At 67.9% G+C, this 21,773-nt stretch carries 19 protein-coding genes; 10 read left to right on the top strand and 9 right to left on the bottom strand.

Annotation, left to right across the window (positions count from 1 at the left end; all coding sequences use genetic code 11):
* Positions 1 to 906: a ubiquinol oxidase subunit II gene (gene cyoA, locus AC5JCN_RS14515; protein ID WP_495755782.1), complete on the bottom strand. Its 906-nt coding sequence runs from the start codon at positions 904 to 906 to the stop codon at positions 1 to 3.
* 338 nt (positions 907 to 1,244) lie between these two features.
* On the opposite strand from cyoA, the gene AC5JCN_RS14510 reads away from it, so the two are divergent.
* A complete protein-coding gene (locus AC5JCN_RS14510; RefSeq protein ID WP_495755781.1) occupies positions 1,245 to 1,676 on the top strand; it encodes an Ohr family peroxiredoxin in 432 nt (143 codons plus the stop codon).
* Positions 1,677 to 1,705: 29 nt separating this feature from the next.
* Here the strand turns inward: AC5JCN_RS14510 and AC5JCN_RS14505 are convergent, their stop codons facing one another.
* Positions 1,706 to 2,170, bottom strand: a complete 465-nt coding sequence (locus tag AC5JCN_RS14505) for a MaoC family dehydratase (RefSeq protein ID WP_495755780.1) — start codon at positions 2,168 to 2,170, stop codon at positions 1,706 to 1,708.
* A gap of 115 nt (positions 2,171 to 2,285) precedes the next feature.
* On the opposite strand from AC5JCN_RS14505, the gene AC5JCN_RS14500 reads away from it, so the two are divergent.
* The gene (locus tag AC5JCN_RS14500) at positions 2,286 to 2,534 is read left to right on the top strand and encodes a hypothetical protein (protein ID WP_495755779.1); all 249 of its coding nucleotides are present in this window, start codon (positions 2,286 to 2,288) and stop codon (positions 2,532 to 2,534) included.
* A 13-nt stretch (positions 2,535 to 2,547) separates the two neighbouring features.
* Here AC5JCN_RS14500 and AC5JCN_RS14495 read toward each other — a convergent pair whose 3' ends face one another.
* Together AC5JCN_RS14495 and AC5JCN_RS14490 are read right to left on the bottom strand one after the other, a co-directional pair.
* Positions 2,548 to 4,128, bottom strand: a complete 1,581-nt coding sequence (locus tag AC5JCN_RS14495) for a gamma-glutamyltransferase family protein (RefSeq protein ID WP_495755778.1) — start codon at positions 4,126 to 4,128, stop codon at positions 2,548 to 2,550.
* An 8-nt stretch (positions 4,129 to 4,136) separates the two neighbouring features.
* A complete protein-coding gene (locus tag AC5JCN_RS14490; protein ID WP_495755777.1) occupies positions 4,137 to 4,784 on the bottom strand; it encodes a MarC family protein in 648 nt (215 codons plus the stop codon).
* 269 nt (positions 4,785 to 5,053) lie between these two features.
* Between AC5JCN_RS14490 and AC5JCN_RS14485 the strand changes: the two genes are divergently transcribed.
* The 5 genes from AC5JCN_RS14485 to AC5JCN_RS14465 all read left to right on the top strand — a co-directional run bounded on the left by AC5JCN_RS14485 (position 5,054) and on the right by AC5JCN_RS14465 (position 11,724).
* Positions 5,054 to 7,513, top strand: a complete 2,460-nt coding sequence (locus tag AC5JCN_RS14485; protein ID WP_495755776.1) for a methyl-accepting chemotaxis protein — start codon at positions 5,054 to 5,056, stop codon at positions 7,511 to 7,513.
* Between the two features lie 191 nt (positions 7,514 to 7,704).
* Positions 7,705 to 8,598 (top strand): FecR domain-containing protein, encoded by an 894-nt coding sequence (locus AC5JCN_RS14480; protein WP_495755775.1) that lies wholly within the window; start codon positions 7,705 to 7,707, stop codon positions 8,596 to 8,598.
* Between the two features lie 212 nt (positions 8,599 to 8,810).
* Entirely contained in the window at positions 8,811 to 9,716 is a 906-nt protein-coding gene (locus tag AC5JCN_RS14475) for a MerR family transcriptional regulator (protein WP_495755774.1), read from the top strand.
* A gap of 121 nt (positions 9,717 to 9,837) precedes the next feature.
* Positions 9,838 to 10,854: an aldo/keto reductase gene (locus AC5JCN_RS14470; RefSeq protein WP_495755773.1), complete on the top strand. Its 1,017-nt coding sequence runs from the start codon at positions 9,838 to 9,840 to the stop codon at positions 10,852 to 10,854.
* 126 nt (positions 10,855 to 10,980) lie between these two features.
* Positions 10,981 to 11,724, top strand: a complete 744-nt coding sequence (locus AC5JCN_RS14465) for an SDR family oxidoreductase (protein WP_495755772.1) — start codon at positions 10,981 to 10,983, stop codon at positions 11,722 to 11,724.
* 93 nt (positions 11,725 to 11,817) lie between these two features.
* On the opposite strand, the gene AC5JCN_RS14460 is transcribed toward AC5JCN_RS14465, so the two are convergent.
* The gene (locus AC5JCN_RS14460; protein ID WP_495755771.1) at positions 11,818 to 13,425 is read right to left on the bottom strand and encodes a methyl-accepting chemotaxis protein; all 1,608 of its coding nucleotides are present in this window, start codon (positions 13,423 to 13,425) and stop codon (positions 11,818 to 11,820) included.
* Between the two features lie 297 nt (positions 13,426 to 13,722).
* On the opposite strand from AC5JCN_RS14460, the gene AC5JCN_RS14455 reads away from it, so the two are divergent.
* A complete protein-coding gene (locus tag AC5JCN_RS14455) occupies positions 13,723 to 14,037 on the top strand; it encodes a c-type cytochrome (RefSeq protein WP_495755770.1) in 315 nt (104 codons plus the stop codon).
* Here the strand turns inward: AC5JCN_RS14455 and solA are convergent.
* Positions 14,010 to 15,173 carry an N-methyl-L-tryptophan oxidase gene (solA, locus tag AC5JCN_RS14450; protein ID WP_495755769.1) on the bottom strand — a complete coding sequence of 388 codons (1,164 nt, stop codon included), beginning with the start codon at positions 15,171 to 15,173 and terminating at the stop codon, positions 14,010 to 14,012. The genes AC5JCN_RS14455 and solA overlap by 28 nt on opposite strands.
* Before the next feature lie 143 nt (positions 15,174 to 15,316).
* On the opposite strand from solA, the gene AC5JCN_RS14445 reads away from it, so the two are divergent.
* Entirely contained in the window at positions 15,317 to 17,578 is a 2,262-nt protein-coding gene (locus AC5JCN_RS14445; RefSeq protein WP_495755768.1) for a cation:proton antiporter domain-containing protein, read from the top strand.
* Between the two features lie 135 nt (positions 17,579 to 17,713).
* Positions 17,714 to 18,490 (top strand): HpcH/HpaI aldolase family protein, encoded by a 777-nt coding sequence (locus AC5JCN_RS14440; RefSeq protein WP_495755853.1) that lies wholly within the window; start codon positions 17,714 to 17,716, stop codon positions 18,488 to 18,490.
* 16 nt (positions 18,491 to 18,506) lie between these two features.
* On the opposite strand, the gene AC5JCN_RS14435 is transcribed toward AC5JCN_RS14440, so the two are convergent.
* The 3 genes from AC5JCN_RS14435 to AC5JCN_RS14425 all read right to left on the bottom strand — a co-directional run bounded on the left by AC5JCN_RS14435 (position 18,507) and on the right by AC5JCN_RS14425 (position 21,729).
* Positions 18,507 to 19,004 (bottom strand): hypothetical protein, encoded by a 498-nt coding sequence (locus AC5JCN_RS14435; RefSeq protein ID WP_495755767.1) that lies wholly within the window; start codon positions 19,002 to 19,004, stop codon positions 18,507 to 18,509.
* 140 nt (positions 19,005 to 19,144) lie between these two features.
* Positions 19,145 to 20,152 (bottom strand): ABC transporter permease, encoded by a 1,008-nt coding sequence (locus AC5JCN_RS14430; protein ID WP_495755766.1) that lies wholly within the window; start codon positions 20,150 to 20,152, stop codon positions 19,145 to 19,147.
* Between the two features lie 11 nt (positions 20,153 to 20,163).
* Positions 20,164 to 21,729: a sugar ABC transporter ATP-binding protein gene (locus AC5JCN_RS14425; protein ID WP_495755765.1), complete on the bottom strand. Its 1,566-nt coding sequence runs from the start codon at positions 21,727 to 21,729 to the stop codon at positions 20,164 to 20,166.
* Between the last annotated feature and the right edge of the window lie 44 nt (positions 21,730 to 21,773).

Raw genomic sequence — 21,773 nt, 5'->3', positions numbered from 1 at the left:
TCAGTTCCCGTCCCGGCCTGTCGGCATCACCCCCGGCCCACCGCGGCCGCTGTCCGGTCCGGCGGACGGGGCGATCGCCTGCGTCACAACGTCGTGAAAAAGGGTCTTGTCCACCGCACCGTAGGTGGCGGGCGGCACGTTGACGCTTTGGCGCGCCAGCGCTTCGTAGGCCGGCCTGTCGAGTGCGGGTCCCGCTGACTTCGTCTCCGCGACCCAGTTTTCGAACTCCGCCTCCGGGACGGCCCGGACCGCGAAGCGCATGCCGGGAAAGCCATCGCCGCTGAACATCGCCGAGAGCCCCTCGAATTCGCCTTCGCGGTCGGCCTGGAGGTGCAGCGTCGTGGCCATGCCGTTCATCGTGTAGATCATGCTGCCGAGCTGCGGCACGAAGAACGCGTTCATCACGCTTGCCGAGGTGAGGTTGAAGCGGATCGGCACGCCAGCCGGAACGACCAGCCGGTTCACGCTGGCGACACCCTGGTCCGGGTAGATGAACAGCCACTTCCAGTCGAGGGAGACCACCTGCACCGGCAGTGTCTTCGCCTGCGAGGGCAGGGGGCGGGCGGGGTCGAGCTGGTGCGAGCCGATCCAGATCACGCCGCCGAGAAAGAGGATCACGAGCGTCGGGATCGACCAGACGATGAGTTCGATCCGGCCGGAATAGACGAAGCCGGGCTGGTAGCGCGCCCGGGTGTTGGAGGCGCGAAACCACCAGGCGAAGGCCAGCGTCGCCACGATGGTGGGGATGACGATGGCCAGCATGATCGCCAGCGAATTGAACAGGATCGTACGCTGGGCCGTTCCCACAGGTCCCTGCGGGTCGAGCACGCCCTCGCGGCATCCGGCTACACCGAGGGCCAGGGTCGCACACCCAATGGCCTTGGCGAACAATCGCAGGTGGCGCATGAGTAAATTCACTCGCAACGCGCGCGTGCCTCCCTGCCGCCAGCCCGCTCGGACGCCGTCCACCCGACAAGAACCGGGAGCGCCGGCGAGGAGTTCCTGCAGCTCGTACGAGCGTGCCGTAGCGGCCGTAGCGCGCGTCCGGCAACCCGCTCGCCGCCGGTTGCCACGGGCGAGCGGCAGGCAGTTCGGCCAGCGCGATCACCTTGTGCCGCACAGACGAGATATATCGCGGGCGGGCCGGGCCGCAAAACTTGACTGGCGCACACGCACAGCCTAGACCGGATGCCGTTCGTATCGTGCACGATAAAATCGAGCGCGATGGAAAACAGGAGATGACGATGCCGGTCGATGCTAAGTACACCACCACCGCCACGGCCAGCGGCGGCGGCCGCGATGGTCACACCGCTTTGGCCGACGGCACCATGGCCTTCGACCTTGTCGTGCCGAAGGAACTCGGCGGCCCCGGTGGCGCCGGTGCCAATCCCGAGAAGCTCTTCGCGCTCGGCTACTCGGCCTGTTATCTCGGCGCCATGCGGGTTGCCTCGCAGCAGACCAAGATCCCGGTGCCCGAAGGCACGACCGTCACCGCGACGGTCGGTATCGGCCCGCGCTCCGAGGGCGGCTTCGGCATCACCGCGGCGCTCGACGTCTATCTTCCCGGCCTGCCCGATGCGGACGCTGCGAAGCTCACCGAGGTGACTCACACGATCTGCCCCTACTCGAACGCCATTCGGCCAAACGTCGACGTCAAGACGACGACACGCGCCTGACGCGCTGGATGGAGCGCGGCGCGGACGGGTCAACCGGCCGCGTCGCTTTCCGCGTTGGCGCCGTTCGGCACCCATTTCAGGATGTGCTCGCCGACCGCGACAAGGTCGCCATGCTGGTTGCGAGCCTCGATCGTGCTGCGCGTTCTTTGGCGCGGTAGATCGATATCGGAGATGGCGTAGGTCACCGTCACCGTGTCTCCGAAGAACACCGGCTTCAGGAAGCGGATCCGGTCATAACCGAGTGAGACCGGGGTCGAAGCGACGCCGCGGGCGAGGCTGCGCTCGGTGATCATGGTCGAGGCGGTGGAGAAGAACCCGACGACCAGCGCCCCATGGGCGATCCGCCGGCCAAAGGGCGAGCGGCGCATCACCTCGTCATTGACGTGGTTGCTCGAGAAGTCGCCGGTGATGCCGGCGTAGAGATACACGTCCGACTCCGAGACGGTCTTGGCGAAGCGGACGCTGTCGCCGACTTTCACGTCGATGATCGCCATGCTGGTTTCTCCCGAACGAAGCCGCGCCAGAGTTCAGCTCGGCAGCAGCGTGGAACAAAGCTGGTAGCTGCCCCGTTTCTGCTGTCGACCCAGACACAGATCCGTGGAGTGTCCGATGCGTCTTCTTATGCGTGCCCTCGTTCCTGCCCTTGCCCTCGCCGCTATGGTCGCGGCGGCGCCTTCTCCCGCTTCCGCCGGCGCCAGCACCGGGACATGGCGCGAGTGCCGTCCCTATTGCGGTCCGGGATACTATCGCCACCGCGTCTATCCCAACCGCTCCTATCGCCACCACGACAACTGGCGCTCGCGCCAGGCGCATCGCCGCGACTGGGGCCGGCACTACGGGCATCGCTACCGCTGGTGAGCAGCAGGAGCGGTTAGTATCCCAACGCGATGCCGTCCTTCCGGTGGTCAGACCCTCCGAATAGAACGCCGCGGTCCCAGTCGATGTGAATGGCCTGGGAGCCACCGATAGCCCATCTCGGTGGCTGCACCCGGTAACCGCGGCGCTCCAGTTCGGGGCCCGCGGTTGCGCGGACGGCCTCTTCCGCCTCGACCGTGGCCGTGCCGGGAAGCGGAAAGAGCCGCGGCATGTCCATGGCGGCCTGCAGGTCAAGGCCATGATCGAAGACCCGTGACAGGAAATGGGCGTGTCCCATGGCCTGGTAGTGCCCGCCCATCACTCCGAACGGCATTGTCACCCTGCCACCCTCGGCCACCATGCCGGGGATGATGGTGTGCATCGGCCGCTTGCGCGGGCCCACGGCGTTGGGATGGCCCGGCTCGAGGGAGAAGCTCTGTCCGCGATTGTGGAACAGGACACTCGAGCGCGGCGCCATGATCCCGCTGCCGTACGACGCGAAGATCGAGTTGATGAAACTCACCGCGTTGCGGTCCTTGTCCACCACGCAGATGTAGACCGTGTCCGAATGCTCCACCTCGGCGGCGAGCACCGGCTGGGGCGTTGCCTTCTCCGGGTCGATCAGCGCCGCGAGCCGGTCCGCATAGGCCGGAGAGAGAAGATGCTCGGCCTGATGAGGGTCGCCGACATGGGCGTCCCGCGCCGCATAGGCGATCCGGGTTGCCTCGACGATGAGGGCAAGCCATGCCGGATCCGAGGCGCTCTTGGGGGCCGCGAAGCGCGACAGGATGTTGAGGATCAGAAGGGCCACGATGCCTTGGCCATTCGGGGGTATCTCGTAGACGACACGGTCCCTGTAGCGCGTGCTGATCGGCGTGACGTACTCCCCACCTGCCGCTGCGAAATCCTCCAGCGCGTGGGCGCCGCCGAGAGCGGCGAGCGTTTCGGTCATCTCGCGTGCGATCTCGCCGCGATAGAACACGTCCCGCCCCTCGCGGCCGATGGCTTCGAGCGTATCGGCGAGGCGGGGCTGGCGCTGGACGTCGCCGATCGCCGGAACCTGGCCGTCGGTCAGAAAGACATCCCGCGCCGCCGGGCTGGCGCTCAGAAGAGCAGCCTGGTTGGTGATGTCGGCGACGACCCGCGGCGTCAGGGGGTAGCCCTGGCGGGCGAGCGCGATGGCCGGCTGCAGCAGTTCTCGCATCGGCAGTCGGCCGAAGTCGGCGACGAGGCGGCACCAGGCATCGACCGCGCCGGGGATGGTGACCGAATGCGGGGACGTCCTGCCAATCTCGGTGACACCTTCGCCCAGGAGCCGATCGAGTGTCAGGCCGGCGGGCGTTCGCCCGGATCCGTTATAGGCGCGGATGTCCGTCGAGCCGCCGGACGAAACCATGGCGAAGCAATCGCCACCGATGCCGGTCGATCCCGCTTCCACAACGCACTGCACTGCGCAGGCAGCGACGGCCGCATCCATTGCGGTGCCGCCAGCCTTCAGGATCTCGATGGCCGTGAGCGTCGAGGCCGGGTGCGAGGTCGCGGCCATCCCGTTGCGGGCTGCGGCAAGCGAGCGGCCGGGCTTCTCGAAATCGCGCATGGTGTCCCTCAATGCAGGGTGATGATCCCCTGGCTCTTCAGCGCCTCGATCACGCCGTCGAAAATCAGCCCGACACCGATCGCCGAAACAAAAAAGCCGACGATGCGCGTCGCAGCATCCAGCCCGAGGCGCCCGATCCGTTTGGTCAGGGCACCGGCATAAACCAGACAGGCACAGGTCACCAGCATCGTTGCGAAGATCGCGGCCGCCACGGCCAGGAACGATGCCAGCTCCGAGGGCGACTGCTTGATTGTCGAGGTCATGCCCAGGATGGTGGCGATGGCCCCTGGCCCGAACATCAGCGGCATGGCCAGCGGCACGAACGCGATGCCGGCATCCGGGTCCGGCGGTCCGGCGATGGTGCCGCCGGGCGATGGCGAGAACAGCTCGAAGCCGATCTTCATCAGGATGATGCCGCCGACGATCCGCACCATGCTGAGGGGCACATCGAACAGCCACAGCAGGAGAGTGCCGAAGATCAGGAAGAAGAAGCAGAGCAGCAGGGCATAGAGGCAGGCCTTGATGGCCACCGACCGGCGGGTTTGCTCGTCGGAATCCGCCGTCAGCCTCACATAGACCGGGAGAACCTCGAACGGGTTGATGATGGCCAGCAGCGTCGTGAACGTGCCGATGAACAGGGACAGTTCACGCGTCATGCCGCCTCTCCCGAATCGGGGGTCACCGCCGGCACAGTCCGACAGCTGCGATGTCCGCTCAAGGACGGTCGCTGGGTGGGCGCCGCAAACCCCTTCCATCCCGCCGGTTGCGATCCCTGCTGATGCAAACGTGTGGCTGCAGGATTTTAACTCGAACTTGACCGGAGCCGTGCAAATTCAGGCCGAGCGGGTGTGTTCCGGCCAATTTCGGACGACGAACCCAGCCCGCCGTGCGGAAAAGCCCCCGAACTTCCGGACGGAGAAACCGATTGAGCATCACCTTTCGCATCGGGCAGAAGCTCGCGATCCAGGCTGCAGTGGGCGTTGTGCTCGTGGCTGCACTGGTCACGCTGAACCAGCTGTCGAACTCGTCCATCAAGCAGCTCCTGGCGGAGTCGAACCAGCAGGGTGAGCTTGCCGATAGCACCCGCACGCTGTCCGGCACGACAACGAGGGCGCAGGTCCTGAACCGCGACCTCAGGCTCGCACACGCGCTCGGGCGGGTGGACTCGCTTGCCAGCCAGCTTCCCGACCTTTTGAAGGAAGGCGTTGCGGAAGCGGACCGGGCTCTCGCCCTCGCGACGTCCGACGATTTTCGCGAGCGGCTCACCAAGGCGAAGGACCTCTACAGCCAGTACATCGGGGCTGCCGGTGAAATCGCCTCGGCGCAGCGCGAGCGCATGATCGCCCGCGTCACCCAGAATGAACTCGGAGCCAAGTGGGACACCGGCATCGCCGTGCTGCTGAGGCAGCCGGGCGTGCAGGATGATCCGGAGATGAAGACCACGGTCTTCGCCCTGTCCGACGCGGTCAACAAGGCGCGGGTGAAGATGTGGCGGCTGGACGCCACCGGCGACGAGAGCATGCGTGCCACCGTCCTGTCCTCGCTCGACGATGCGCAGCGCCGGGCCAACGGCATTGCATCGCGCCTGCAGAACCCGGACGCCAAGAAGGCGATCGATGGTCTCAACGTCCTGCTGCCGCAGGTGCGCGAAGCCATGATGGCGATCTGCGACCGTGTCGTGCAGCAGGACAAGCTGTTCCGCGAGAAGTCGACGCCGTTGCGCGACCAGATCGACGCCACGCTGACCAGCGTGCAGGAGGATGTCCGCACGGCGGACACGCAAATGGGCGAGAAGCTTGCCGTGCAGTTGCGGTGGGTGACGCTGCTGGGCCTTGTGCTGGGCCTGTCGATCGTGGCCGTCCTCGTAGGTGCCGCCATCCTCACAACGCGCAGTGTCGCCACGCCCATCCGCCGCATTGGCCAGACCCTCTCCGCCCTGGTGGCCGGCGACACGTCGATCCAGGTGCCCTATGCCGGGCGCAACGACGAGGTGGGCGAGGCAGCAAAGGCCGCGGCCGCCTTCAAGGACAACCTCGTCCGCACCGCATCCCTCGAGGCCGAGGAGCGAGCCCGCATCCAGCAGCAGGCCGCGCTTGCCCAGGAGATGCAGGACGTTGTCCGCGAGGTGGCGACCGTCGTCGATGCGGCGGCAGGAGGAGACTTCAGCAAGCGCGCCAGCGTCTCCACCAGCCAGCCGGAGCTCGGCAAGCTCGTGGAAAGCGTCAACGCCATCAATGCCGTGGTGGACCGCGCCACGGTGGACTTCGTCGACGTGCTCTCGGCCGTGTCCCAGGGCGACCTGACCGCGACCGTGACGGCGCGGTATGCCGGCCGTCTGGACGAGCTCAAGGTGGCCATCAACACGACAGTCGAGCGCCTGGCAGACACCGTCAGCACCATCCAGTCCACGACCATGGACGTGAACAGCGCAGCGCGCGAGATCACGCAAGGCGCAGGAGATCTCTCGCGGCGAACGGAAGGGCAGGCGGCCTCACTCGAAGAGACGGCGGCCACGACCGAGCAGCTCGCGGCCTCGGTCAAGGCGAGCGCCAGCGCGTCGAGGCAGGCCGTCGCCGTGGCGGAGGAGGCGCGTGGCGTTGCCGAAACCGGCGGCTCCATCGCCCGGCAGGCCGTCGAGGCCATGACCCGGATCGAGGCGGCCTCCCACAAGATCTCCGACATCACCGGAGTGATCGACGAGATCGCCTTCCAGACCAACCTCCTCGCCCTCAACGCGGCCGTCGAGGCGGCCCGGGCGGGAGACGCCGGGAAGGGCTTCGCCGTCGTCGCGGCGGAAGTCCGGACCTTGGCGCAGCGTTCGTCGGAGGCCGCCAAGGACATCACCGGGCTGATCCAGACTTCCTCCTCGCAGGTGGCAGACGGCGTGAGCCTCGTGCGTTCGGCGGGCGAGGCGCTGGGGCGCATCGTCGATGCCTCTCGCCGAGTCTCGGCGACGGTCAACGAGATCTCGGCCGCAGCGGGCGAGCAGGCCAACGGCATCGACGAGATGAGCCAGACGGTCGCCCAGATGGACGAGATGACACAGCAGAACGCCGCGCTGGCGGAACAGAGCGCCGCCTCGGCCGCAACGCTGACCAGCCAGATCGAGCGGCTCGACGAGTTGGTCGCGAGCTTCCGCACCAAGGCGTCGCGGACCATGCCGGTGGCAGCCGCCGCGCGCCCTGCCGCCCCCTCGCAAAGGCCGCCCGCGAAGGCTTCTCCCAAGCCAGCCGCACGGGTCACCGGCCAGGCCAGGCCGGCGCCTGCCCTGCGAGAGACGGAGCGTCTGCGGGACCTCGCCGAAGCTGCTTTCTCGGGCCGCGACACGGCCGAACCGGCGGCACGAAAAGTCGCTGCAGCGGGCGGTGGCTGGGAGGAGTTCTAGAAGCGCCGGTGGGCAACTCAAGAAATGAGCGGTGACGTACACGCCGCGCACAAGATGCGGCTTTTCACTCCAAGCAACGCCGAAAAGCGGTCGAAGGTCTAATTGCTAAATCTCAATATTCAAGAAAAAGAAAGATATTAGTGCATAGCGTTGAGTTTGAGTTCTGATGTGCTCAACGCGAAGAAGGCTTCATGCGTCCGGCAATCATCGTTTTCGTGCTTCTCGTGGTCGCCTTTCCAGTGCTTGCCCAGGGGCAGGACCGCAGCTGGCGCGTCGTGAAGTGGTCGGGTGACGTGACGATCACCGCCCCTGACGGCAACGCTGTACCGCTTGGCGACGGTGCTCTGGTTCACCCCGGCGGCAAGCTGGCCACGGGCCCTGGAAGCCGTGCCATGCTGGCCCGCGGCGCCGACACCGTCGTGGTGTCGGAGAGCACCGCGATCGAAATCCCGGTCGACGAAACGGAAGGGTCTACCCCTACCCTCCTCCAATCGACGGGTGAAAGCACGTTCGATGTTGAGTCCAAGCCGGTGCAGCACTTCATCGTGGAAACGCCGCATCTCGCGGCCGTGGTGAAGGGCACGCAGTTCGTCGTGCAGGTGCGGCCTTTCCAGAGCCGGGTCGATGTCACTCGGGGCATTGTCGAGGTGTCCGACCTGCGGTCCGGCCAGTATGCTCCGGTCGAGGCGGATCACTTCGCCATGTCGGCCGACGGCCCCACGCCGGGGCTCATGGTCGGCGGCAAGGGGCTTCTGCCCACCATCCGGCAGGGCGACGTCCGGGTCCCCACGATCAAGGGTGCGAGCTACGAGCCACCGCCCGCCATCCAATTGCGCGGCAGCAAGGATCCACTCCCGATCGCGCTCGAACCGCCGCCGCGCAGGACGTTCATGCAGTCGGTGGGCGGAGCCGTGCAGGATGCGGGAGCACGCCTGGGCATCACCGACCTGAAAGGCGGCCTGACGCAGGCCGCGGTCTTTGCCGGCCTCATTCTCGGAAGCTGCGTCCTGCTCGCCGGGACGATCTTCTCTGACGGAGGGCCCCGCACGAAGCGGCGCAAGCGCAAGGACGAGGACGCCGCGTAGCTCGCGGATCGTGTGCCCGATAGCGTACCGTATCTGGTGAGTGGCGTCGTGTACGCGATAGGACTAACGCGGATTGCCTGGGATATAGCCAGTTCCGGCGCGGTGGCAGCGTCGGACATGGGGTGTGCCGGGCTCAACGGGCTCCCCCGGCCCGTGCCCGGGATTGCGTGGCCAGGCCGGCCTGCGCAAGTCTCCGCTCGCGCGAGGACGGGATGTACAGCATCGCGACGGTTTGCCGGCTGGCCGGTATCAACGCCTCGACCCTGCGCTCGTGGGAGCGGCGCTATGGTCTGTTCGCCGGTGGCCGCGATGCCCACGAGCGCCGGCGCTACTCGCCCGAACAGGCTCTCCAGGTGTCCCGCCTCGCGCGCCTCGTGGCCCGCGGCCACGCCATCGGCTCGCTCGTGCAACTCGCGGACGACGAGCTCGACGGCTTGGAGGGCATTGACCGCCAGGTGGAGAGTGTCGCCGCGGGGCGGCCTTACCTGACCCGCCTGGTCGATGCCGTCGCAAATTGGAAGGTCGACGTTGTCCGGGAGACGCTCGGCCATACCCTCGCCTTCCTGCCCCCGATCGTGGCGGTTTCGGAGGTGCTGTCGCCTTTCCTGGCTCATGTCGGGGCGGCCTGGGTGGCGGGACATATTCCCGTCCATCTCGAGCACCTCGTCGTCGCCATGACACGCGAGGCGATCCTGATATCCGGTGGCCTTCAGGCGCGCAGTTCGCGCTCGGGCCGGATGATCTTCGCCACCATGCCGGGCGAGCATCACGAGATGGGGCTGCTGCTCGGCTGGCGTCTCGCCCTGTCCGAGGGCTGGGATGCGCTCATGCTGGGGCCCGAGCTGCCAGTCGCGGACATCGCCGAGGCAGCCCGCATCTACGACGCGCAGGTGGTGACGCTCTCCATCGTTCACCGCGGCAAGGCGGAGAGCACGATCGCGGCTGTGAGCCAGCTGCGGGCCCTGCTGCCGGAAAAAATCGCGCTATGGTTCGGGGCGCCCGCCGAACACCCCGTTCATGCCATTGCATCCGCCCCGGGTCTCATCGGCTTTACCGAGTACCGGGCCTACCAGCGCCAGCTTCTCGCGCTCCAGCCTTGGGCGCTGCGCGGAGCTTGATGCGCCCGCCTCGCGACGCATCACCTGGGGTCTTCTCCGGAGTTCTCCCGCCCTTGTGAACGCCGTGCCCTGAAACGCCCGGCGGCGGGTGCTATGTGTTGCCCGTCCCGGAGATCCCCCCATGCGCTACAACACCCTCGGCCAGACCGGCCTCCTCGTCTCAGAGCTGTGCCTCGGCACGATGACATTCGGAGGTGGTGAAGGGATCTGGAGCCATATCGGCCGGGTGCAGCAGGACGAGGCGGACGCGCTGCTGCGGGCGGCGCTCGATGCCGGCGTCAACTTCCTCGACACGGCCAATGTCTACTCGAACGGGCTGTCCGAGGAGATCACGGGACAGGCCATCCGCAATCTCGGCGTGCCGCGGGACGACATCGTCGTCACCACCAAGGTTTTCGGCCGGGTCGGGGAGGGGCCGAATGCCACGGGGGCGTCGCGCAGCCACATCCTCGCCCAGGTGAAGCAGAGCCTGAAGCGGCTGCAGATGGACCATATCGACCTCTATCTCATCCACGGCTTCGACCGGCTGACGCCGATGGAGGAGACGCTGGAGGCGCTGGACCTGCTCGTCCGCCATGGGCACGTCCGCTATGTCGGCGTGTCCAACTGGTCGGCGTGGCACGTCGCCAAGGCGCTCGGCATCTGCGCACGGCTGCAACTCGCGCCGCCCCGCATGCTGCAGGCCTACTACACGATCGCCGGTCGCGACCTCGAGCGCGAGATCGTGCCGATGCTGGAATCCGAGAGGGTCGGGCTGATGGTCTGGAGCCCGCTCGCCGGAGGATTGCTGTCCGGCAAGTACGACCGTTCCAACTCCGGTGACGGGCGCCGGGCGACGTTCGACTTCCCGCCGGTGCAGCGCGACCGCGCCATGGATGTCATCGATGCCATGCGCCCCCTCGCCCAGTCCCGAGGCGTCAGCGTCGCCCGCATCGCGCTGGCGTGGCTGCTTCACCGGCCCGTGGTGACCAGCGTCATCATCGGCGCAAAACGGGTGGAGCAACTGCAGGACAATCTCGGCGCCGTCGACGTGCGCCTCACCCCCGACGAGATCGCCGCCCTCGACGCGGCCAGTGCCCTGCCTCCGGAATATCCCGGCTGGATGCTGGAAAGGCAGGGCGCATACCGGAACCGTTAGGAAGAGGAAGGCGCGCCCGGCACGTCCCGCGCGACATCGTGCCGGCGCCACGCGTGCCACTTGACCTGCGCGGCAAGGCGGGGGAAGCCAGGCTCGCACCGGAAGGTGGCGGAATGGGAGACGGCCATGGCAGCGCTGGATGGGCAAATCGCTTGGGTGACAGGTGCCGGCAGCGGTATCGGCGAAGCCGTGGCGCTGCGGCTGGCGGAAGCGGGCGCGACGGTGGTGCTCACCGGCCGGCGCGAAGATGCGCTGGCGGCGGTCGCGGAGCGCGTCATGGCTGCGGGTGGAATGGCCCATGTCGCCCCGGGAGACCTTGCCGATCCCACGACCGCGGGGCGGATCGTCGCCGAGATCGAGACGCACTTCGGCCGCCTCGACATCCTCGTCAACAACGCCGGCCTGAACGTGCAGAAGCGGGCGTGGAAGGACATCACCACGGAGGGCATCGATACTCTGGTCAACGGCAATTTGCTGTCGGCCATCTACTGCTCCGCCGCGGCGATGCATCCCATGCGCCGGCAGGGCGCCGGACTGCTCATTCACACCGCCTCCTGGGCCGGCAAGTACATCCACCCGGTGAGCGGACCCATCTACACGGCGGCAAAGCACGCGGTGGTGGCGATGAGCCAGAGCATCAACATGGAGGAGTACGTCAACGGCATCCGGTCGACGGCGATCCTGCCGGCGGAGGTTGCGACGCCGATCCTCGACAAGCGTCCCCAGCCGCCGCCTCCCGAGGTCCGCGCCACGATGCTGCAGCCGGCGGATCTCGCCGCCCTCGTGCTGTTCGTTGCAACGCAGCCGCCGCATGTCTGCCTCAACGAGGTGACGATCAGCCCGACGAAGAACCGCATGTATTCGCTCTGACCCGGCCCCGCAGGCGGGTCAAGGCCGCTTCGGGGTTCCGTCGAGCCGGCCGATCACGGCGGGCGTGAGCAGGCCCTGCACCAGAAGGCCCCGCTAGCCCGCCTTCTGTACCGTCGCCAGGAAGGCGTGAATGTCGCTGTCGAGCCGCTGCGCTGTGCGGCGGAGCTCCGCCGAGCCTGTCTCGATGGTGGAGGCGGTATCGCTGCTGGCGCCTACGACCTCGGCGATGTTGGCGACGGCAAAGTCCACCATGGAGGTGCCGTTGGCCGCTTCCTGGAGGCTGGAGGCGATCTCCTCGGTGGCGCGCGACTGCTCGGCAACCGCATTGGAGATGATCGAGGAGAGGTTGTTCATGCGCTCGATGACCTCCCCGATCTGCACGAAGGAGGCCTCGACGTGGTCGGACGCGCCCGCGACCGACATCAGCTGCCTGGTGATGGCGTCCGCTGCGGCGGACACCTGGGACGACAACACCTTGACCTCCTGGGCGACGACGGCGAAACCGCGGCCCGCTTCTCCGGCGCGCGCCGCCTCGATGGTGGCGTTGAGCGCCAGCAGGTTCGTCTGCGCCGCGATCGACGAGATGAGCTGCGTCGTGGCCAGCACCGAGGAGATCGAGCTGGCGAGGCGCTCCACCTCCTTGCGGGAGGAGGAGGCTACCTCGACCGCCCTGGTGGAGGTTCGCGCGGACTGGACGACGTGCTCGTTGATTTCGGTGATGGACGCCGTCAGCTCCTCGACCGTGGCAGCGATAATGGTGACGCCCTCTGTGGCGACCTTGCTCGCCGCGCTGGCGTCGCGCGCTTCATCCGTGGAGCGCTCCAGCATCTCGGTGACGCGTGCCGCTGTCTGCTCGAACGCTTCTGCGGCACTGGAGACGCGGGCCAGCGACGCGCCCACCGAGGCACCGAACCTGTCGATCTCGCGCTCGATGAAGGCCTGCCGTTCGGCTTTCGCGTGCGCCTCCTCCTGGATCGTGTTCGCGAGTTCGTCCCGGGCAAGCACTGTGCGGCGGAACGTGTCGATAGCACGCGCGAGAATGCCGACCTCGTTGCGCCGGTCGAGAAACGGCGTCGGCGCGTCGAGCTGTCCGGAGGCGTAGCGGTCGACGATGTTGGCGAGGGAGCGCACCGGCCGCACGACGGCGAGGAAGACGAGCCCGGCCCCCGTCACGAGCATGGCGAGGATGATCGCCTGAACCGCGTATTCCTTCGTGCGGGCCCAATCGGCCTGCGCGCGAGCCAGCGCGGACTGGTCGTGGACGGCCGCGAGCCGCTCGTCGAGCAGCTGCCGCGAGATCGCGTAGGTGCGCCGGAAGCTCGCCTCCATGTCGCCGTCGAAGACGGCGCGCGCCTCGGCGAAACGCCCGCTTGTGGCGAGGACCGTCATGGCGAGCGCATGCCTGAGGTAGGTGTCGTGCTCGTTCTGCAGGTCGTCGATGGTGATGTTGGACACCGTGTCGTCCGGCAGGGTGAGCTTGAAGGCTTCGAAGGCCTGGCTCCAGCGCAGGGCCACCCCATTGGCACGCCGGGCGGCGTCGTTGCGCTGGTACTCGGCATCGGCGAGCAGGACCCGTCCCTGGATCGTCCGGATCTCGAACAGGGCCTCGTTCATCCGGTTCACGGCGAGAAGCCCGTTCAGGTCGTTGTCGACGATGTTTCCGATGCGGGAACCCAGGGCGTCGATCGTGCGAACCGACATCCATGCCCCCGCCGCGCTCACGGCCAGCAGCAGCAGTGCAGTAAATCCGAGTATTCGCAACAGGGATTGGTGGACGATCATGCGGGGGCCATCAACGTTCCTCACTGGTCTTATGCGTCAATTCCTAAGATTCTCCTGTTCCAGAAGACGTCGCCAGGGCTTCGTGCAAAGGTTGTGTCCGGCGGCTAACGCTGGATCGCCGGTTGTCTCGTGCGGGTCCGTGAGACTACGACCCCGTCTGGCGGAGCGTCCGGCAGGAGCGTAAGCCTGCTCCCGACATACCGGGAGCGTGACCGCATGAGCCGCCTCGACTGTTTGGCCCTTTCTCTCGCCGCCATGGCAGCCGCCGGTTGCGTGCTGCCGGCCCGGGCGCAGCAGCCGGCCCCCGTCACCGTGGAGGCCTGCGCGCCCTGCCACGGAATGGACGGCATCGCCAGGGAAGCCGACGTGCCGCATCTCGCCGGGCAGAACCTCGTCTACCTCTACAACCAGCTCCAGGCCTTCCGCTCGGGCAAGCGCCCGCACAAGGAAATGCGCTACATGGCCCGCCACCTGACGGAGCAGGAAATGGAGGCGCTGGCGGCCTATTTCTCGGCGCAGCCCAGATCGTGAGAGCGGAGCCCGGCGAGAGACGGTCGCTGCATCGCGAAGCGGGAGACGTCGTACGCCGGAGCGCGCCCCGTGGCGAGGTCGGCCAAGATCTCGCCCAGCACCGGGCCGAACTTGAACCCGTGCCCGGAGCAGGGTGAGGCCACCACGATCCGTTCGTCTCCGGGCAGCCTGTCCAGCACGAAGTCCTCGTCGGGGGTTCGCGTGTAGATGCACTCCTGCATGCGCAGGAGGTCGCCCGAAGCTGCGGGCAGGTAGCGGTCGAGGATCGTCCGCAGCCGCGCCTCGTCGTTCGCGCCCGGCGCGGTGTCGCGACGGTCGGCATGGTCCAGTACGCCGCTGGCGTGGTGCGAGGCACATTTCATCCCGGTGCCGGCGAAATCCGGGAAGCCGTAGACGATGTCTTCGGGGGCATCGAGGATGAAGACCGGGAAGCGGTCTGGTGCAAACAGGGCAGGCTGGCGGGGCGCGAACCAGCCCAGCACCTGCCGGGTCAGCGTCAGGTTTGCCGCGAGTTCCGGGACGAGGTCGCCGATCCATGGCCCGGCCGCGATCACCACGGCTCCTGCGTCCACCGGGCCCTGATCCGTGACCAGCCGGACGTGGGTGCTCCTGGGCTCGACGGTGAGCACGCGGACGCCGGTGCGCAGTTCCGCGCCTTCAGCCTGCGCGAGGCGGCACATGGCCGAGACGGCCGCCTCCGCCCGCAGGAAACCACCGTCGGGCTGCCACACGGCGGTCCAGTCCGCTGGGAGCCGAAACGCCGGATAACGCTCCCCGACCTCGTGAGCCGAAAGATGCTCGTGCGGTATGCCGTGCTGGCGCGATGCCGACAGCGAGCCGTCGACGATCACCGATCCCGGTTGTCCCGCTTCCAGGATGCCGGTGATGGTGAGGAGCGTTTCGCCAACCCGGTCTTCGAGGTCGCGCCAGCCCTCATACGCCGCCCGGACCAGCGGGACATAGGACGGGTGCTCGAAATAGGAGAGGCGGATGGCGCGGCTCTCGCCATGCGACGAGCCGCGGTCGTGCCCCGGCGCGAAGCGGTCGAGCGCGACCACGTCCAGCCCGCGCCTGGCCAGTGCACGGGCCGTGCTGGCGCCCGTCAGGCCGAGCCCGACCACCGCTACGTCGACCATGTCTCCCGCCTCTCACGAATTGCCCCGTCGCGATAACCGATCCGGCTTCCCTCGTCAGGAGTGATCGCGCGGAGGGAACGCCTGACACGGCGGCGGTGTTGCCTAGCGCTCGCCTTTGTCGCGCGCTTGCGGACACCCCCGGCATGATCTTCCGGCCCCTGACGGCCTCCGTTTTCCATGCGGCGCCCGCCGGCCCCGCGCGTCTGGTGACGCTCGCGGTCGCGGCTCTCGTCGCGCTTGCCGTGACGCCGGCCCTGGCCGCCAGCGGCGGCCATGCCAGCGAAGCGGTGTTCATCGCGCAGATCCTCGTCCTCGTCGTCGTCGGGAGACTGGCGGGGGAGGCCATGCAGCGCATCGGCCAGCCGGCGGTCATGGGCCAGCTGCTCGCCGGCATCGCCCTTGGCCCGTCTCTGTTCGGCCTTCTCGCGCCCCACTGGCAGCATGCGCTGTTCCCGACCGAGCCGGCGCAGAAGAGCATGATCGATGCCGTGTCCCAGGTCGGCATCCTGCTCCTGCTTCTTCTGGCCGGCATGGAGACGGACCTCGCCCTCGTGCGGAAAGTCCGCCGGGCGGCGGCCAGCGTCTCGCTCACCGGCATCGCGGTGCCCTTCGCCTGCGGCTTCCTGCTCGGCGAGTTCCTGCCGGAGAGCATGATCGCGGACCCTGCGAAGCGCCTCGTCACCTCGCTCTTCCTCGGCACGGCGCTCTCGATCTCGTCAGTAAAGATCGTGGCGATCGTCGTGCGCGACATGAACTTCATGCGGCGCGACGTGGGGCAGGTGATCGTCGCGTCCGCCATCATCGACGACACGATCGGCTGGCTCATCATTGCGGTCACCTTCGGCATCGCCTCGACGGGTACTCTCGCGGTATGGCCGGTGCTCGGCAGCCTGGCCGGGGCGGTGATCTTCATCGGAGTGAGCCTGACGCTCGGCCGCAGGCTGGTGGCCGCCGCCATCCGGCTGACCAACGATCACTTCGTGGGCGAACTTCCGGTCGTCTCCGCCGTGCTGGCAATCATGGCCGCGATGGCGCTCACGACGCAGGCGCTGGGCCTGCATACCGTGCTCGGCGCCTTCGTGGCGGGCGTGCTCGTCGGCGAGTCGCCCATCCTCACGCGACAGATCGAGGAGCAGATCCGGGGACTCACGACTGCGCTCTTCATGCCGGTGTTCTTCGGCTTGTCCGGGCTCAGCGCCGACCTGACGGCGCTCGCAGATCCCGCCCTTCTGGCGACAAGCGTCGCCCTGATCGCCATCGCCAGCCTTGGCAAGTTCGGCGGCGCCTTCGTCGGCGGCAAGCTGGGTGGGCTGGGACCGCGCGAAAGCCTGGCGCTGGGCTGCGGCATGAATGCACGCGGTTCCACCGAGGTCATCGTGGCCTCGATCGGCCTGTCGATGGGAGCCCTGACGGAAACCCTGTTCACGATGATCGTGGTCATGGCCGTGGTCACCACCATGGCGATGCCGCCGACTCTTCGCTGGGCGCTGGCCCGCCTGCCGCTCAAGCCGGAGGAGGCGGAGCGGCTCGCCCGCGAGGAGGTGGAGGCGCAAGGCTTCGTCTCGCGCTTCGAGCGTTTGCTGGTGGCCGGAGGTGTATCGCCCGGCTCGCGCTTCGCGGCGCGGCTGGCCGGCCTCGTGGCCGGACCGCGCGGCCTTCCCGTGACGACGCTCCGCCTCGAAGCGGACGAGCCGACGGAAAAGGTCACTGCGTCCGAGACGGCCATTCTCTCCGGCGCACAGGAGAGCCGGGAGCGGGCGGAGGACGGCGCGGAGGGCCGGGAGGTCGCCGTTGTCGCGCGCACGGCCGCTGGCCGGCCGGAGGATGAGATCGCGACGGAGGCGCAGCGCGGCTACGACATCCTGTTCCTCGGCATCGCCGCCAGCGAGATCGCCGCTGGCGCGCCGGCGCCGCTCGTCGCCATGGCGGAAGCGTTCGAGGGCCCCCTCGCCATCGCGGTCTCGCGCGGCGATGCGCTCGCCGATCCGCCGGTCGGCCCGCGGCGCATCCTCGTCGCCGTCAACGGGACCCCGATGTCACAACGTGGGCTCGAGACGGCCCTTGCTTTGGCGCGCGCGACCCAGTCCCCTGTCGAGGCGCTGTACGTGGCCCCGCAGGGTGAGCCCGCGACACGCAGGCGCCGCTTCGGCCTTGGACGCCGCAAGGAGACCGCGGTCCTGCGCGAGGCCGTGCGGCATGCCGAGCGCCTCGGTGTGCCCCTGCGGGCGCGGATCCGCCGGCGCGAGGAGCCGGTCAAGGCCATCGCCCGCGAGGCTGTGCGCAGGCGCCATGACCTGATCGTCCTGGGCGTGTCCCGCCGTCCGGGGGAGGGGCTCGCCTTCGGCACGGTGGCGGACGCCCTCGTCGCGGATGCTCCCGTCTCGGTGCTGCTCGTGGCCGGCTGAGCCGCCATGCGCCGCCGCCCGTTGCGGCCGCGCCTTCGCCCGTGCTGTCATGCTTCTCCGCCGGCGCGCCCGCGCCGCACGCGCAACCGCATCGCCCCGAGAAGGCGAGCGCTTTTCCGAGGAACGCCCGTGAGGATGGTGAACGTCCTGAAGCAGCGGCTCGACCGCGGCGACAACCTGTTCGGCTGCTGGATCGAGACCGGCAGCCCGGTGATCGTGGAAATCCTGGGGTTGCAGGGCTTCGACTTCCTCGTCCTCGACCTCGAGCATGGCCAGGGTGACCTGAAGGACCTCGTCGACATGCTGCGGGCGGCGAAATCCGTCGGCTGCGCCTGCATCGTGCGCGTCCCCTGGAACGACCCGGTGATGCTGAAGCGCGTGCTCGATTGCGGGGCCGACAGCCTCATGATCCCGTGCGTCGAAACGGCGGCCGAGGCCGAGGCCGCCGTGCGGGCCTGCCTCTACCCGCCGCGCGGGACGCGGGGCTACGCCGCGTCGGCCGTGCGCGCCTCGAACTATGGCGCCGACGCTGACTACATGCGCCTCGCGCACGAGCAGATGCTGATCATCCTGCAGGTTGAGTCCGCCACGGCAGCGGCGAATGCCGGCGCAATCGGCAGGGTCGACGGCGTCGACATGGTGTTCATCGGCATCAACGACATGGCGGGCTCGATCGGACTGCTCGAACAGCTCGACCGGCCGGAGGTGCGCAAGCTCGTGGCCCAGGCCGAGGAGGGTATCCGCGCCTCCGGGAAGCCGATGGGAACGGTGCCGAGCGCCGGCGCGGACTGGCGCGCCCTCTTTGACCAGGGCTACCGGCTGGTGCCGATGACGGGCGACGTCGGCCTGCTGCGCGACGCCGCGAAAGCCGCATCCGCAGCAGTGCGCGAGGCGCTCGGCCGCGCCGGCTGACGGTTTCGGGCGGGGCTCAGAGACCCTTTCTTTCGCCCCAGCTGACGAAGAGGCCGATGTCGCCGGGAAGCCCGCCTGGCCAGTCGATCACCATGGCGCGCAGCCTGTAGCCGTTGGCCTGCATGAACTCGCGCCAGAACTCGAAGGCCTGAAGCGGCCTGCCCGTCAGCGTCTCCGGCCAGCCTTCCTCCGAGTTGTTGATCGCGCGACCCTTGTCCGTGCACAGCACATTCGGGAAGCGCATGATCATGACCTCGGTCTCGCCCCTCTGCGCCGCGCTCCTGAGGCTGGACTGCACACGCCTCGAGACTTCGGCAATCTTCTCCGGCGTCACTTTCACCGGCTCGGAGAGGGTCCGGATCAGCTCCTCCCGCGCCTTCTCGGCCTTGTCCATCGCGCCAAGCGCGTCGGAGGCGTGGGCCATGTTCATCTCGGCCATGTAGGTGCGCAGGGCATCCGCCGACATGAAGGTCTCGTCGGCGAGAGACGAGTGGGCGGCTGGCGTTTCTGACATCTCGGACCTCCTGGTGTGCCACACGAATGCTACCAGAGGCTGTGCCGTTGCGATGACATTCCTCAAACGGAAGGGGCTTTCCCCCTACCGCGGCCCGCCATGATGGTGCGGCGCGGTACCTCCCGCGCCGCGCTTGCGGATCAGGCGGCGCCTGCCGCCTGCTGGCGCGCCAGGCTGCGCGCCTCCGCGCTCGCCATCGCCAGCGCCCGCTGGCGGCGCCTCTGCAGCTGCTGGTCGGCCAGCACGCCGAGCAGGATGACGGCGCCCATCACGGCGAAGTTGAGCGAACTCGGGATGCCCAGCAGGTTCACGAGGTTCTGCAACACCTGCAGCAGCACGGTGCCGAGCACGATGCCAATGATCGAACCTTCGCCGCCGCGCAGCGAACAGCCGCCGAGCACCGCCGCGGCGATGGCATAGAGCTCGTAGAAGTTGCCGTGCGCCGAGGGCGAGACCGACTGCGTGTAGAACACCAGGAACACGGCCGACAGGCCCGCCAGCAGGCCGCAGATCATGTAGGCCGCGCAGATCACCTTGCTGGTGGGAATGCCGGAGAAGCGTGCCGCCTCTTCGTTCTTGCCGACGGCGAAGAGGTAGCGCCCGAAAACGGACTTGTGCAGCACGAAGCCCATGATGATGGCGATGACGATCAGGAAGATGAAGGTGTGCGGCACGCCGGCCGTGCGGCCCGACATCAGCCATTCCAGCGTCTCATAGCCCGATCCGTAGCCGAAGCCCTGCGTCGAGTCGGCCGTGTACCAGCGCGCGATGCCACGATAGAGCAGCAGCCCGCACAGGGTGACGACGAAGGGCTGCATCTTGAGCCGCGTCACCAGCAATCCGTGGATCGTACCGAGGATCAGGCCCCCGACGCAGCAGGCGAGGAAGGCCAGCGGCCATGGGATCTCATAGTTGATGAGCAGGTCGAGGAAGATGATCCCGAGCAGGGCGAACATCGACCCGACCGACAGCTCGATGCCACCGGTGATGATCACCAGCCCCTGGCCGATGGCGAAGATGCCGAACAGGCCGATCTGGTTCGCCAGGTTCATCAGGTTCACCTGCGAGATGAACTGGGGATTGATCGCCGCCGTGACGGCACCAATCACCAGGATCAGCAGGAACAGGCCGAGCTCTTTCTTAAACATGGCGGTTCCGTTCAGACATGGCCCGTGGCGGCCTGGTTCCCGGCAGGCGTCGCGTCGCCCCTGGCGGCGTCCATCGCCGCGGCGTTGCCGACCGCGAGCATCAGGACATTGTGTTCGGAGAAGTCCGTGCGGTCGAGGAAGCCGCTGATCGTGCCTTCGTGCATCACCGCGATGCGGTCGCTGACCCCGATCACCTCCTCCATGTCGCTGGAGATCATCAGGATGGCGACGCCCTCGTCGGCGAGGTTGCGCATCAGCGTGTAGATTTCGCTCTTGGCGCCGACATCGATGCCGCGCGTCGGTTCGTCGAAGATGATGACCTTCGGGCGCATCGAGAGCCACTTGCCCAGCACGACCTTCTGCTGGTTTCCGCCAGACAGCGTCACGACCTCGATCTCGATTGACGGCGTCTTGATGTTGAGCTTGCGGCGCTGCTCCTCGGCGACCTTGTCCTCCCGCGAGGCGTCCACCACGCCCAGCCGGGCGTAGCGGGGCAGGTCGGCCAGCGAGATGTTGTTGACGATCGGCATGTCGAGAAGCAGGCCCGAGCGCTTGCGATCCTCCGGGATGAGGTAGACGCCCTCGGCAATGGCATCGTGCGCGGCGGTGACCGCGATCGGCCGCCCGTCGAGCGAAACACGCCCGCCGAGCGAGGGCTGCACGCCGAAGACCGTCTGGGCCAGCGAGGTGCGGCCTGAGCCGACCAGACCGGCGAGCCCCAGGATCTCGCCGCGCTTGACGGACAGGGTCACCGACTTCTCGGGAAAGGCGGTCGTGACGAGCGCGTCGATCTGCAGGCCGCCGTCGCGTGGACCGGCCTTGGGCGGGATGTAGAGGGACTTCAGGTCGCGCCCGATCATCAGCCGGATCATGGCGCCGTGCGTGATCTCGTCCTTCGCCAGTTCCGCGACGCGCTTTCCGTCGCGCAGCACGACGACGCGGTCGGCGCAGGTCTTCACCTCTGCCAGGCGGTGGGAGATGTAGATGATGCTCACCCCGTCGCGCCTGAGGTCGTCGATGACCTGGAGCAGGCGGTCCGTCTCTGTGAGGGTGAGGCTGGACGTCGGCTCGTCCATGATGATGACGCGTGCGTCCAGCGAGAGAGCCTTGGCGATCTCCACCATCTGGCGTTGCGCGATGGAGAGGTTCTCGACCGGTTCGTCCGGCGTGAAGTCGACGCCCAGCCGCTTCAAAAGCGGCGCGACGCGCTCGTGCAGGGCCTTCTCGTCGATGACGTTGAGGAACCCGCCCTTGCGCGGCTCCCGCCCGATGAAGACGTTGGCAGCGACGTCGAGGTTCTCGAAGAGGTTGAGCTCCTGGTGCACGAAGGCGATGCCGGCCTTTGTCGCGTCCTTCACCGTGAGCGCGGAATGCTCGACGCCCTCGATGGCGATGACGCCGGAGGAGGGCGAGACCACGCCGCCCAGGATCTTCATGAGGGTCGACTTGCCCGCGCCGTTCTCGCCGATCAGGCCCAGCACCTCGCCGCGGCCGACGGACAGGCTCACGTCGTCCAGAGCCCGCACGCCGGGATAGGTCTTGCTGATCGAGCGCAGTTCGAGGAGCGGAGCAATCATCGGGTCATCCGGCACGGTCCGTCATTGCGGGACGAACGCGAAGC

The organism is Alsobacter sp. (genome assembly GCF_059501845.1).
The sequence above is the reverse complement of the archived record's forward strand: the minus strand, read 5'-3'. Positions and strand labels throughout refer to the sequence as shown.

What these genes read in the sequence shown, in the direction of transcription:
- AC5JCN_RS14510 (WP_495755781.1), top strand. Translation starts at nt 1,245, where the DNA reads ATGCCGGTCGATGCTAAGTACACCACCACCGCCACGGCCAGCGGCGGC.
- cyoA (WP_495755782.1), bottom strand. Translation starts at nt 906, where the DNA reads ATGCGCCACCTGCGATTGTTCGCCAAGGCCATTGGGTGTGCGACCCTG.
- AC5JCN_RS14475 (WP_495755774.1), top strand. Translation starts at nt 8,811, where the DNA reads ATGTACAGCATCGCGACGGTTTGCCGGCTGGCCGGTATCAACGCCTCG.
- solA (WP_495755769.1), bottom strand. Translation starts at nt 15,173, where the DNA reads ATGGTCGACGTAGCGGTGGTCGGGCTCGGCCTGACGGGCGCCAGCACG.
- AC5JCN_RS14455 (WP_495755770.1), top strand. Translation starts at nt 13,723, where the DNA reads ATGAGCCGCCTCGACTGTTTGGCCCTTTCTCTCGCCGCCATGGCAGCC.
- AC5JCN_RS14440 (WP_495755853.1), top strand. Translation starts at nt 17,714, where the DNA reads ATGGTGAACGTCCTGAAGCAGCGGCTCGACCGCGGCGACAACCTGTTC.
- AC5JCN_RS14435 (WP_495755767.1), bottom strand. Translation starts at nt 19,004, where the DNA reads ATGTCAGAAACGCCAGCCGCCCACTCGTCTCTCGCCGACGAGACCTTC.
- AC5JCN_RS14445 (WP_495755768.1), top strand. Translation starts at nt 15,317, where the DNA reads ATGATCTTCCGGCCCCTGACGGCCTCCGTTTTCCATGCGGCGCCCGCC.
- AC5JCN_RS14430 (WP_495755766.1), bottom strand. Translation starts at nt 20,152, where the DNA reads ATGTTTAAGAAAGAGCTCGGCCTGTTCCTGCTGATCCTGGTGATTGGT.
- AC5JCN_RS14425 (WP_495755765.1), bottom strand. Translation starts at nt 21,729, where the DNA reads ATGATTGCTCCGCTCCTCGAACTGCGCTCGATCAGCAAGACCTATCCC.
- AC5JCN_RS14480 (WP_495755775.1), top strand. Translation starts at nt 7,705, where the DNA reads ATGCGTCCGGCAATCATCGTTTTCGTGCTTCTCGTGGTCGCCTTTCCA.
- AC5JCN_RS14500 (WP_495755779.1), top strand. Translation starts at nt 2,286, where the DNA reads ATGCGTCTTCTTATGCGTGCCCTCGTTCCTGCCCTTGCCCTCGCCGCT.
- AC5JCN_RS14505 (WP_495755780.1), bottom strand. Translation starts at nt 2,170, where the DNA reads ATGGCGATCATCGACGTGAAAGTCGGCGACAGCGTCCGCTTCGCCAAG.
- AC5JCN_RS14470 (WP_495755773.1), top strand. Translation starts at nt 9,838, where the DNA reads ATGCGCTACAACACCCTCGGCCAGACCGGCCTCCTCGTCTCAGAGCTG.
- AC5JCN_RS14460 (WP_495755771.1), bottom strand. Translation starts at nt 13,425, where the DNA reads ATGTCGGTTCGCACGATCGACGCCCTGGGTTCCCGCATCGGAAACATC.
- AC5JCN_RS14465 (WP_495755772.1), top strand. Translation starts at nt 10,981, where the DNA reads ATGGCAGCGCTGGATGGGCAAATCGCTTGGGTGACAGGTGCCGGCAGC.
- AC5JCN_RS14495 (WP_495755778.1), bottom strand. Translation starts at nt 4,128, where the DNA reads ATGCGCGATTTCGAGAAGCCCGGCCGCTCGCTTGCCGCAGCCCGCAAC.
- AC5JCN_RS14490 (WP_495755777.1), bottom strand. Translation starts at nt 4,784, where the DNA reads ATGACGCGTGAACTGTCCCTGTTCATCGGCACGTTCACGACGCTGCTG.